The following is an 11,874-nucleotide window of genomic DNA, read 5'->3' as shown; positions in this document are numbered from 1 at the left end:
TTTTAGTCGAAATTAAAAAATTCAACTCATCTAATAATAAGCTTATTTATGCTATTAAAGAAATAAGTAACACCAACATTCAACAATATTGAACATTAGAGGCGCCGTTGTTCAGAAACCCTGTCAATGGAATATCATCCACTCTTGCGTTAAAAGCCAAGAAAACTTATCTAGGATGCCAATCTATAGTTTCAATACGACTAGATAAAGGACTGCTGACAGCATAGCCTAGGAGAATATAATACAAGTCGGAATTAGCGCCCATGAAAGGCCGCATAAGTTTCGTTACCTTGCCAGACCCTAAGTAAGTTTCCACCAAGGATCTTTTTAATGTCTTCTTCACTATAACCTCGCTCCAGAAGACCGAAAACTATATTTGGATATTCTGAAACATCTTTCAGACCAATAGGAAGGCTATCACCAACACCATCAAAGTCTGAGCCAATTCCTATATGGTCAACACCGACCAAGTTGCGAATATGATCAAAGTGATCAAGAACGTCGTCTAAGTTAGCATAGACAAACTTATCTTTATATAAAGACCTGGTGTATTCTTCGATTATTGGGCTTTTTTTGCTCAGATTACTTTCCCTCATGTAGCTTTCAACCAAAGCAGCTATTGAGGCCTGGGAAGAGCGCGATTTAGCACTGATAAAGGTAGATCCAAAATTCACCATAATCAGTCCACCCTGCTCTGCAAGAGCAATAATCATTGCATCGCTCATATTACGCTCAAAACCCGGGGTGAAATGTCTGGCCGAAGAATGCGAGGCTATTACTGGGGCTGAAGAAATTTCTATAACCTGCCAAAAGGCCTCATCGGAAACATGAGAAACATCAATCATAATACCTAGAGCATTCATTTCACCGACCAATTTCTTGCCAAATTCACTCAGTCCTTTCCAGGGACGTGAATCATCATAAGAGGAGTCAGAAATATGATTGCTCTTTGAATGGGTCAGGGTTATATAGCGAACTCCCCGGTTATAGAAATACTCCAAATTTTCTAACCTCCCTTCAATAGCAGCGCCATTTTCCATCCCGAGAGGAAGAGAGATTTTACCTTGCTCAACTTGTTTTCTTAATTCATCTATGGATTTAGGGATAGCGAACTTATTGGGATAAGTGGCAACCAAGTCCTCGACGCTACTTATCAACTGGTCGGCATAATCCTTTGCGGTGCCATTAGTTTCTTTCTCAGCGGGGATATATATCGACATGAAAGGCGCATTTAAGCCTCCGCTCTTAGCTCTGGGAAAATCAAAATCTCCACCTTCAGTACTTATGCCAACATCTAAGTTTTCTTGCGAAATTCTATAGGGTACATCGATATGACCATCAACTAAAATGTTCTCCTGAGTCAGCTTTTTCGCAAGAGCGCGGCGGTCATCGTGAATTGATTTATCACAAGCCACAAAAAGTAAAATTATTATAAATATATTCTTTTTCATTGAGTATCTCCTAACGGTTAAACTTTTATCCCAGGATACCTTATGGAGGATTATCGTCATAACCTATAAAAGCATGATAATTTTATTAAATATAAAAAATTATATTTCTTATACTAACTTGCTTTCGGATAATAAGTTGCTTCCAGAATTAACCAGGAAGAGGGTAAGGCAGAATCATCATATGAAGAACATTAACTCCCCAATGGGCCAATACACAAAGCCAAATATTTCTGCGTAAATACCAGAGAATCGAGTAACAAAATGAAGCTAAGCTAAGCAATATGATCGCTGCCAGTTCTGCCGACCAACCAATATGGAGTAAAACAAATATCGCAGTAACAATTGGCACAAAAACCCATCGCCAGCTGACAAGGGTCTCCTCTAAACCCCTTTGTAATATCCAACGAAAAAAGCCTTCTTCACTGATGCTTACTATTAAGAGATTTATAAGAGCAGCAATTACTATCGTCAATGATAATTTTATAGATGGTCCATATAATGCTAAACCAACCGTAACCGGTATAATGATAGCTAAACATAGATAAGCTAAATCTATACGCCTTAAGGTTTGTTTCTGACCCAACATGAAAGCAAGTAAAGCAATAGCAATTACTGCTTTACCGGTACTAAAACCTGCGTATATCAGATTTCCTGAACTATCGGAATATGGGTCTAGAACTTGAATCCGCTCACTACCAGGAATAATATTAAATCCCGATACCAACATCAGAATTATGCAAGTAATAAATAAAACGGCGCGCTTCCAGCCATAGCTCATTTCAAGTGCGGTTAAAGAAATCCAGATAATAGGAGCTAGCATTCCAGCCCAGCCAAAAGGAATAATGCATAAAGATAAAAGAAGAGGTGCGCCCCAAAGAGTTCTAGAACTATCTGGAAAATTTACCCTATTAACTATTTTTGGCAGCACTTTACTTCCTTACTTCAAGATAAACTTCTGATTTATGATTGAAAAATAAAACAACCAAATAATTAACCTTCAAAAGTAGCTCGAATAGAGCGATAAGTCAGCTTCATCTTTGCAGGGTCAAGAGGAGCTCTGAAGAAAGCATGGTAATGTCCAAGTGGATTTATCAATACCACTTGAGATCCATGGTCAACAGTATATTCGCCATTATCTAAATTCACCTTATTAAAGGGAACATTTAATTGACTTGCAAAGCGTTTTATTTCTATAAAATCTCCCGTAATTCCGCGAAAATCTTTATTAAAATAGCGAACATAATCATGGAGTATCTTTGGTTTATCTCTAGCTGGATCAACTGTTACTAGAATAATATTTGTATCAGTGCGAATATCTTCATCCAGCATTTGATAAAAACTATTTAGACTAGAAAGTGTTGTAGGACAAACATCAGGACAATGACTAAAGCCAAAGAATACTAATGTCCACTGACCTTTCAAGCTGCTTGTTTCGAATCTATCACCACTATCTTTTATCAGCTTAAAATTATCTAAAATTCTAGCCCTCTGTAATTTTACAGCGCCGTTTAATCTTAGTTCTGAATCACTAATTATTCTTGGCTGACTTAGCTTATGAACAAAACCGACCAATACTGCCACAATAAACATCAATAAAACGGCAATCGTTATACGAACACCGCGCTTTTGTTGTTGATCCAATACTGGTTCCACTTCTTTATAATTTTTATTTCTCATTGTCTTACACCGCTACAAAGTAGTGATCTAGCAACATAATACAAAAAAGAGCCATCAAATAAATAATGGAATACTTAAATGTTTCCATTCCCGCATTTGGGTCTCGGCCACGAAGCATTACCAAGCTCCAATATATAAAACCTAAACCAAGGACAACAGCTCCAAGAAGATATAGCCAACCTAGCATAGCTGTGGCAAAAGGGAGCAAACTTACCGCAAATAAAATAAATGTATAAAGTAAGATATGAAGATTTGTGTATGCAACGCCATGGGTAACTGGAAGCATGGGCACTTTTGCCCTGGCATAGTCTTCCTTTCTATGCACAGCTAATGCCCAGAAATGTGGAGGCGTCCAGGCAAATATGATCAATACCAACAATAAAGCGTGTGGGTGAATTTCATTGGTAACCGCTGTCCACCCCAGCAGAGGAGGCGCAGCACCCGCAAGACCACCGATAACAATATTTTGAGGTGTAGCATGTTTTAAGAACATGGTATAAATAACAGCATAACCAACCAACGATATCAGAGTTAACCAAGCAGTTAATATATTCACAAATATCATTAATACTGCCATGCCAAGAATGCCTAATGATAAAGAAAATATAATTGCTTTACGGGGTTCCACTCTCCCTTTTGCAACTGGGCGGTTACTCGTACGCGACATTTTTGTATCTATGTAACGATCCACCAGGTGATTAACCGCTGCCGCACTACCGGCACAAAGGGCGATACCTAAGTTTCCCCAGATTAAAATATTAAAAGGCACCATTCCTGGGACAGCTAACAACATGCCAATCAGTGATGTAAGAATCATTAGCATCACAACTCTTGGCTTTGTGAGCTCATAATAGTCACGCCAGCTAGTTGAATTTAATTCGGCAGTTTGTATGGTCATAATATTATTTCCTAATTCTTCTACAATAAGAAGTTTGACTATTACATATTGCCAGTCAGCTTCGGTTTGTTTAGTTCATAATTTGCTTTATATATGTTTCCACTGATCTCTGTGGTTTTTGAAGAGTAAATACGATAACAAAAAGTTAAAATCCCTAATAAAAGAAGTGCAGCACCAGCATTGTGAGCAACCGCAATTGGTAGTGGAAGAAACATTACAACGTTTGCAATACCTAAGCTTACCTGTAACGCTATTAAAGCAATCAATACTATCGCCCAAGAACGTGAGCCCTCTCTCCAGGTAAGATATGCCAGACTAACAACCATTAAAGTTACAAGCAGTGCACCAATACGATGGCTTAAGTGAATAGCGGTACGTGCATCACTCTCCAAAGCTCCACCCAAATAATTAGGGCCAATTTGCTGAAAGATATTAAATCCTGCTCGAAAATCAGCTTGAGGCAACCATTGCCCATGACAGGTAGGGAAATCAGGACAAGCAAGCGCAGCATAGTTAGAACTCGTCCAGCCACCCAGAGCAATCTGTACTGTTATTACTAGTGCAGTCAATATTGCAAGAGGCAATAATTTATGAAGAGTATGATATTTCTTATTTAGAGAAGAATTCTCTCCATGTCTCATTCTCTCAACAAGTAGCCACAGCATGGAAAGAGTTGCCATCCCCCCCAAAAGATGTGCTGTAACTACTTGGGGCCATAACTTCAAGGTTACGGTCCACATACCAAAAGCCGCCTGTAAAATAATTAGGCCCATCAAGTAATGTGTATGTTTAAAGGTTCGCTGTTTTGGTCTGCGCCATGATAAATAAAGAAGTGATGCTACTAATAGCAATAATGTACCAGCAAAATATCTATGTACCATTTCTGGCCAAGTTTTACTGTTATCTACTGGTGTATTAGGAAAGGCAGCGTTAGCCGCCTGGATCTCATGGGTTTCATCTGGCCAAGTAAGGTGGCCATAACAACCAGGCCAGTCAGGACACCCCAATCCTGCATCAGCTAATCTAGTAAACGCACCCAAAATAACCACAACTAGGGCAAGCGCACAACCTCCCAAGGCTAACTTATAACGCCAGCTATAGTATGTATCCATTACTTGATTACTATCTCGATACATTGATGACTCCATGTCACTCTCCATTATTTCTCATAGGAGTACTTCAATAAGCGTTTGATATCTTTCAGTAGCTGATTTCCGCTATGTTGATTGTCATAAACCATCATGGCAAAGCCATCCTGATCTATCAGTATTGCTCTGGTTTCATCGATATTTTGATGGGCCGTTAATGCTTGTAGAGTATTCATGCTACTTTCATTCAAGCGCAAAACTTTAAGTCGAGGATGATCTATTTGTAGTTTTTTTTGTTTCTCATGGGTCATAGACTCATCAGTGATCAAAAATCTCTCTACCCTATTCGCTTTTTCACCTAAACGGATATGTACTTGCCGACTGGTGTATAAGAGTTTTTCACACGCTTCGTTACAATCTGAACCATCTAGAATCAGATATCGCCACTTTTGAGAATCATTCCCGAGCAAAGGAACCTGACTACCAAACGAAGATACTTTTAATTCTTTAATGTTAATCGGCGGTTGTAGTAATTCACCTTGATTAACTTTTCCTGATGGCACTCCCAATCCTGTATAAAAAACTATATAGGCTGCAACCATTGGCAGCAATACAGAGGCAATAATGGATATTCCCTGTATCTTTTTTGAGGAAAAAAAACTTTTTTTCTCCCTAGAATCCCCTAGGCCTGATGAAATTTCTCTATTTTCCATTACCATACCCCTAAGTATTATTATTTTGTCTATTTCTACATAATCTTGTAAAATTGGTTGCAGTAAGTAACCAAAGAATAAATAACGCTACTGCCATAGCAAACCATTGCACTGCATAGGCTATGTGTCGATCGGAATTACTATTAATTAACTTCCAATCAGTTACTAAAGATGATTCTGAATCTGCGCTGAGCCGTAGAGTCCAGGCTTTGTAACTTAAATCCAAACTATCCGTAAATTTCCTATTTACAGCCTGTATTCTTTGATGAAATAGTTTTTCATTTGAAGACAGACTTTCTGAATATTCAACTGGATATATAAATCCTAGAATTGTTGTTGCATCATCGGGATAGCTAACTTCTGGAGTGATAGCCCTACTTTCTGGGAGAGGTATCCAACCTCGATTTACCAACCAGCGTTGATTACCAGAGATAAATATTTGCAGAACCTCGTAGCCTACCTGTCCTCGGCGGGTGCGATTATCCAATAAGAAATAATTGCTGGAATATTTTCCAGTTAATTTAACCGGCAGGAAACGCTTTAATTCAATTCCGTTTTTTGGATTTACTGGCTGAGCTGACATTCTCGCATCTATTTCTAAGCTTATCATTTGCTTAGTTTCAGCACGATTAAGCTGCCAAGCACCCAGTAACACAAAAACTGGCATTAGCCCTATTGAAAACAAGGTTATAGGCCAGTTACGAATCAGTGATACACTGGTATTTTCTGCAGAAACTGATGGTATCTCTACTGTCATGCGCTACTACGTAAAATAATGGAAAATAATTATATGTGGCTCAAAATTGTTATAGTGATCCTATTTCTCGCGGTACTGATAAGCCTTTCCAGTGCTTTATTTTTTCTATTGCGAGATATGGGCGCTCCTCAGTCAAAACGTACCCTCTATGCGCTAGGTATTAGGATTTCACTTGCAGCACTTCTTTTACTAGCAATTTGGTACGGATTTGAAAGTGGTATTTTGGTCAACAGCGCTCCATGGACGGATAAATATTAGTTACATACGCCCCAAAGTGACTGCATCTTGGGGCGTTTTTGATCTGGTTACAGATTAGGCGCCTAAGACATATACAAAAATAAATAACCCAACCCAGACAACATCTACGAAGTGCCAGTACCAACTTGCAGCCTCGAAACCAAAATGATCGTTTGGCTTAAAATGATGTGCGATCACAGAACGTAGCAACATAATGAGTAGCATTATCGTTCCAAGAGTTACATGCGCCCCATGAAAACCAGTCAACATAAAAAATGTTGTACCATAAATACCTGACTCTAAGGTGAGACCAAGGTGCTGATAGGCTTCATAGTATTCTTGCGCCTGGAGGTATAGGAATATGAAACCTAGAAGAACGGTTCCTCCCAGCCAAAGATTGAATTTTCCACGTTCACCTTTTTTCAGATAAACATGGGCAAAATGCACGGTAACGCTGGAAGATAATAAAATTATCGTATTCCACAGGGGCAAGTGCCATGGATCAATAACATCTTTGGGGCCAATAAATTTGGCCGTATCCCCATGTGCTGCCGCATCTGGTGTTACATAGAGAGGCCAAGTATTCTCGAATCCCTCCCATAGCATATTGGATATTCCCCTTTCACCTTCGCCTGCCAACCAAGGCACGGAGAAATTCCTTATGTAATAGAGGGCTCCAAAAAATGCGGCAAAAAACATAACTTCTGAGAAAATAAACCACCCCATTCCCCAGACATATGAACGCTTCAATTGTTCACTATTTAGTCCTGCCATATTTTCCCTAATCACCGCAGCAAACCAAAACCATAAAACGGCTGCCAAGGCTAGAGCACCGGTAAAGAAAATATAGGAACTTCCGCCATTAATCCAATTTGCCGCCCCAAAGGCAATTAAAAACAAACCGATGGTGGCAAATATCGGCAGCTTAGATTGCTCTGGAACATAATAACTGCTTTCACTAGCCATAATTTTTTATCCCTCTCGCGCAGATACGGCTTTATTCTTATCGGTATTTTTAGAAATTCTTTCCGTAACATCGAACAGCGTGTAGGAAAGGGTTATGGTATTTACACTGCTTGGTATCTCTGGATCAACAATAAATCGCAATGGCAACTCTGCCTCTTCTCCCGCTTTTAAGATTTGTTGATTGAAGCAAAAACACTCTGTTTTATGAAAATATTCAGCAGCCTTGAAGGGAACCAAACTTGGAATCGCCTGGCCAACCATATCTCTTGCTGTAGGATTAAATGCAAGAAATACGGTATCCATGACCTCACCAGGATGGACTTCAACTGACATTACACTGGGAGAGAACCTCCAGGGCATATTGTCGTTATTACTCGCAACAAACTGAACAGTGATCGATCTGCTGGTATCAATAGCTGCGGGGACAGCTTCATAACGCCCACCAGTTTTACCGTTGAGACCGGTAATTTCACAAAAAGCATCGTAGAGTGGTGGCATTACAAATATAGCGAATACCAACATGCTGGCGGCGAGCGCCAGCAATTTTGCAGAAACTTTTGTGTTTTCGCTTAATTTCATCAGTGTTTCAACCAGAAATTAACGAACAACCGGAGGCGTACTAAAGGTGTGGTATGGAGCCGGTGATGGCACTGTCCACTCCAATCCCTGTGGATTATCCCATACCTGCTCAGTTGCCTTCCTGCCCCCCATCACCGTGCGTACCACATTGAAGAGGAATACCACTTGGGCGGCGCCGAACAAAAACGCCCCCATGCTTGCCATCTGATTGAAGTCGGCAAACTGCAAAGCGTAATCAGGAATTCTTCTCGGCATGCCAGCCAGTCCAACAAAATGCATGGGGAAGAAAGTTAAATTCAGACCGATAAAAGCCAGCCAGAAGTGCACTTTCCCCATGGTTTCGTTGTACATATTCCCGGTCCATTTGGGTAACCAGTAATAAACTGCCGCAGTAATGGAGAAAATTGCCCCAGGAACCAACACATAATGGAAATGCGCAACCACAAAGTAGGTATCATGATATTGGAAATCCGCCGGAGCAATGGCCAACATCAAACCTGAGAAGCCGCCAATGGCGAAGAGAATGATAAAAGCTATTGCGAACAGCATGGGAGTTTCAAATGTCATTGAGCCACGAAACATTGTGGAAACCCAATTGAATATTTTTACGCCGGTAGGTACAGAAATCAGCATGGTGGCATACATAAAGAAAAGCTCACCGGCAATCGGCATTCCCACGGTAAACATATGGTGGGCCCACACGATCAGGCTTAGGAACGCAATAGCGGCCGTTGCATAGACCATAGAGCTATAACCAAATAATGGCTTGCGTGCAAAGGTGGGAATAATTGCTGAAATAATACCAAATGCCGGCAGAATCATGATGTAAACCTCAGGATGCCCAAAGAACCAGAAAACATGCTGGAACAATACTGGGTCACCGCCGCCCGCAGCACTAAAAAAGCTGGTACCAAAATGAATATCCATTAACATCATTGTTACCACGCCGGCTAGTACTGGCATCACTGCAATCAGAAGGTAGGCTGTTATCAACCAGGTCCAGACAAAGAGTGGCATCTTCATTAATGTCATGCCTGGAGCGCGCATGTTCAGAATGGTGGCGATGATATTAATCGCTCCCATAATTGAGGATGCTCCCAGGATGTGAATGGAAAATATAAAAAAAGTAACACTCGGAGGGGCATATTCAGTCGACAATGGGGCGTAAAATGTCCAACCAAAGTTTGGAGCTCCACCTTCCATAAAGAGAGTCGATGCCAACATCGCAAAGCCAAAAGGTAATATCCAAAAACTCCAGTTATTCATTCTGGGTAGTGCCATATCTGGTGCACCGATCATCATCGGTATCATCCAGTTGGCCAGCCCCACGAATGCTGGCATTACTGCGCCAAAGACCATGATTAACCCATGCATGGTCGTCATTTGATTAAAGAATTCTGGCTGTACTATCTGTAATCCTGGTTCAAAGAGTTCGGCACGAATAATGAGTGCCATGCATCCGCCCAGGAAGAACATTGCAAAACTAAACCACAGGTATAGGGTACCGATGTCCTTGTGATTTGTTGTATACAGCCAGCGTTTTAGGCCAGATTGAGGTCCGTGTGCCATGTTAAAATCCCCTAGCAGTTACTGCTTATTCTTGAAGTTAAGGATATCAACGGGCTGAACCGTATCGCCCATTTCATTACCGAAGGCATTGCGTTGATAAGTGATCACCGCAGCAATATCCACCTCAGATAACTGTTCACCGAATGCCTGCATGGCGGGATTTACCTGAGATCCATCAATGACTATGTCGAGATGGCTATTCAGTGGGCCTGTCGCAATTTTTGAGCCAGCAATTGCCGGAAACACACCAGGGACACCCTTCCCATTTGGTTGGTGGCAAGCCGCACACATGCTGTTATAAACTTTTTCGCCCTGAGCAAAAAGTTCATCGAAAGTAAAAGTCTTTCCTGTGAGCTCACGCATTTTTATAGCTGTGGCCACACGTCCATCGAGCCATGCATTGTACTCCTCTTGAGGAACTGCCTTTACCACAATCGGCATAAAGCCGTGATCCTTACCACAGAGTTCAGCACACTGCCCCCGATAGATTCCCGGCTCCTCAATGCGGGTCCAGGATTCATTAATAAAACCTGGGATGGCATCTTTTTTTACTGCGAGATCAGGCACCCACCATGCATGAATAACATCATTTGCGGTAATTAAAAAACGGATTTTTTTCTTGATAGGAACAACCAAGGGCTCATCCACTTCCAATAGGTAGTTAGGATTTTTGGGTTGTTCGTTATTTATTTGTGAACGCGGGGTGGAGAGGTTTGAAAAAAAAGTAACATCAGATCCGATATAGTCATATTTCCACTTCCACTGATACCCAGTAATCATGATATCCAGATCTGCTTTATCAGTATCGTAAATATCATAAAGGGTTTTACTTGCAGGAATAGCCATGAGGATCAAGATAACGGTGGGAATTATTGTCCACACTAATTCCACAGCTGTGCTTTCATGAAACTGGGCAGCTTTGTAGCCCTTGCTTTTACGATGGCGCCACATACTGTAAAACATGACACCAAATACAAGGACACCAATAGCTACACAGATCCAAAAAATCAGCATGTGCAATTCATAGGTGGTTTGGGCAACTTCCGTCACCCCTTTGGGCATATTGACCCCCCAGCGCTCAACAGCCTGCTCTTCCGCCAGTACGGACTGGACGGATAGCGAAGCGGCTAGCAAGGCGAACAGCCGATCAAAGCCTCTCAACATCGCCTACAGATCTCCGTGGTTGCGGGTTTCCATGGGAACCCCGAATTTTATTTTGGCCGCCGGCCTTCACGGATAACTGAAATTGCCCTGTGTGCTTACTGTTTCAGGGTGAATTCCACTCGAAATTTGTGGACATACTGTAGTATCACAAGACTACATACACTGGGCGAGGAGGTTTCCCCGCAATACTGCCGTCAGTGCAACTCGTTATTTTTAGTAAAAAAATTTTTACTTCAGATGTCGACGCCCGGAAGGTACAACCAACAACCTGTGTTTCTTTATTTGTCGCAACTACTGCAGGTACAACAGGAACATACTGACGATAAAAAGTCAATCATGCTATATAGCGATAAATTATGCTCAGCTAGGCTTAGTTCATAGGAAATTTCAAATATATTTAACCAATATTGAATGATGTTTCTCCTAGCCTGGTGTTACGTCAGGTTTTTTGTAGCGATACGATTAAATTATGTAAAGGAGATTAATAGTGCAGTGTCTCAATGAGGTTTTTCACCCCTGAAAATTTTCTTACCCTAATTGGATCCAATCGAACCCAACTAGCGCATCAGCCTCTTCATCAATCAGGTAATTGAACAATAAGGTATAATCGACAGCTTAGTGACAAATGAAGTTTGCGCCAAAAGATGCATAACCTATTAGCTTATCGGATTTAACAATCGGGTTCGTCACTCGATGTATGGCTTTTTACTTTACCTGGCAACAGAAAAAGCAATATACCTCAACCCCACTTGAAGTCTCTTCGCGATTAAACCTA

General features: G+C 41.0%; 12 protein-coding genes. 1 reads left to right on the top strand and 11 read right to left on the bottom strand.

The features are described 5' to 3' along the window. Positions 1–254: 254 nt before the first annotated feature. The 7 genes from FIU95_RS00270 to FIU95_RS00240 all read right to left on the bottom strand — a co-directional run bounded on the left by FIU95_RS00270 (position 255) and on the right by FIU95_RS00240 (position 6,584). Positions 255–1,451: a dipeptidase gene (locus tag FIU95_RS00270; RefSeq protein ID WP_152450376.1), complete on the bottom strand. Its 1,197-nt coding sequence runs from the start codon at positions 1,449–1,451 to the stop codon at positions 255–257. Between the two features lie 148 nt (positions 1,452–1,599). Further along, complete coding sequence (locus FIU95_RS00265; protein WP_152450374.1) at positions 1,600–2,379, bottom strand: CPBP family intramembrane glutamic endopeptidase; 780 nt, start codon at positions 2,377–2,379, stop codon at positions 1,600–1,602. Between the two features lie 62 nt (positions 2,380–2,441). After that, positions 2,442–3,128 carry an SCO family protein gene (locus FIU95_RS00260; protein WP_152450372.1) on the bottom strand — a complete coding sequence of 229 codons (687 nt, stop codon included), beginning with the start codon at positions 3,126–3,128 and terminating at the stop codon, positions 2,442–2,444. Between the two features lie 4 nt (positions 3,129–3,132). Further along, positions 3,133–4,026 carry a heme o synthase gene (gene cyoE, locus FIU95_RS00255; RefSeq protein WP_152450370.1) on the bottom strand — a complete coding sequence of 298 codons (894 nt, stop codon included), beginning with the start codon at positions 4,024–4,026 and terminating at the stop codon, positions 3,133–3,135. A gap of 41 nt (positions 4,027–4,067) precedes the next feature. Next, on the bottom strand, positions 4,068–5,162 hold the full coding sequence (locus tag FIU95_RS00250) for a heme A synthase (protein ID WP_253868771.1): 1,095 nt from the start codon (positions 5,160–5,162) through the stop codon (positions 4,068–4,070). Positions 5,163–5,185: 23 nt separating this feature from the next. Beyond that, complete coding sequence (locus tag FIU95_RS00245; RefSeq protein ID WP_152450368.1) at positions 5,186–5,827, bottom strand: hypothetical protein; 642 nt, start codon at positions 5,825–5,827, stop codon at positions 5,186–5,188. A 10-nt stretch (positions 5,828–5,837) separates the two neighbouring features. After that, the gene (locus tag FIU95_RS00240; RefSeq protein WP_152450366.1) at positions 5,838–6,584 is read right to left on the bottom strand and encodes an SURF1 family protein; all 747 of its coding nucleotides are present in this window, start codon (positions 6,582–6,584) and stop codon (positions 5,838–5,840) included. Positions 6,585–6,602: 18 nt separating this feature from the next. On the opposite strand from FIU95_RS00240, the gene FIU95_RS00235 reads away from it, so the two are divergent. Further along, positions 6,603–6,842 carry a DUF2909 domain-containing protein gene (locus tag FIU95_RS00235; protein ID WP_371416952.1) on the top strand — a complete coding sequence of 80 codons (240 nt, stop codon included), beginning with the start codon at positions 6,603–6,605 and terminating at the stop codon, positions 6,840–6,842. A 54-nt stretch (positions 6,843–6,896) separates the two neighbouring features. On the opposite strand, the gene FIU95_RS00230 is transcribed toward FIU95_RS00235, so the two are convergent. The 4 genes from FIU95_RS00230 to coxB are packed head-to-tail and all read right to left on the bottom strand — an operon-like array spanning position 6,897 to position 11,099. Beyond that, positions 6,897–7,787: a cytochrome c oxidase subunit 3 gene (locus tag FIU95_RS00230; protein ID WP_152450362.1), complete on the bottom strand. Its 891-nt coding sequence runs from the start codon at positions 7,785–7,787 to the stop codon at positions 6,897–6,899. Between the two features lie 6 nt (positions 7,788–7,793). Further along, the gene (locus FIU95_RS00225; protein WP_152450360.1) at positions 7,794–8,366 is read right to left on the bottom strand and encodes a cytochrome c oxidase assembly protein; all 573 of its coding nucleotides are present in this window, start codon (positions 8,364–8,366) and stop codon (positions 7,794–7,796) included. 18 nt (positions 8,367–8,384) lie between these two features. Continuing rightward, positions 8,385–9,935 carry a cytochrome c oxidase subunit I gene (ctaD, locus tag FIU95_RS00220; RefSeq protein ID WP_152450358.1) on the bottom strand — a complete coding sequence of 517 codons (1,551 nt, stop codon included), beginning with the start codon at positions 9,933–9,935 and terminating at the stop codon, positions 8,385–8,387. Positions 9,936–9,953: 18 nt separating this feature from the next. Next, positions 9,954–11,099, bottom strand: coding sequence for a cytochrome c oxidase subunit II (gene coxB, locus FIU95_RS00215; protein ID WP_152450356.1), 1,146 nt, complete (start codon positions 11,097–11,099; stop codon positions 9,954–9,956). Positions 11,100–11,874 lie beyond the last annotated feature (775 nt).

Source organism: Microbulbifer sp. THAF38 (assembly GCF_009363535.1).
Taxonomy (GTDB): Bacteria; Pseudomonadota; Gammaproteobacteria; order Pseudomonadales; family Cellvibrionaceae; genus Microbulbifer.
The sequence above is the reverse complement of the archived record's forward strand: the minus strand, read 5'-3'. Positions and strand labels throughout refer to the sequence as shown.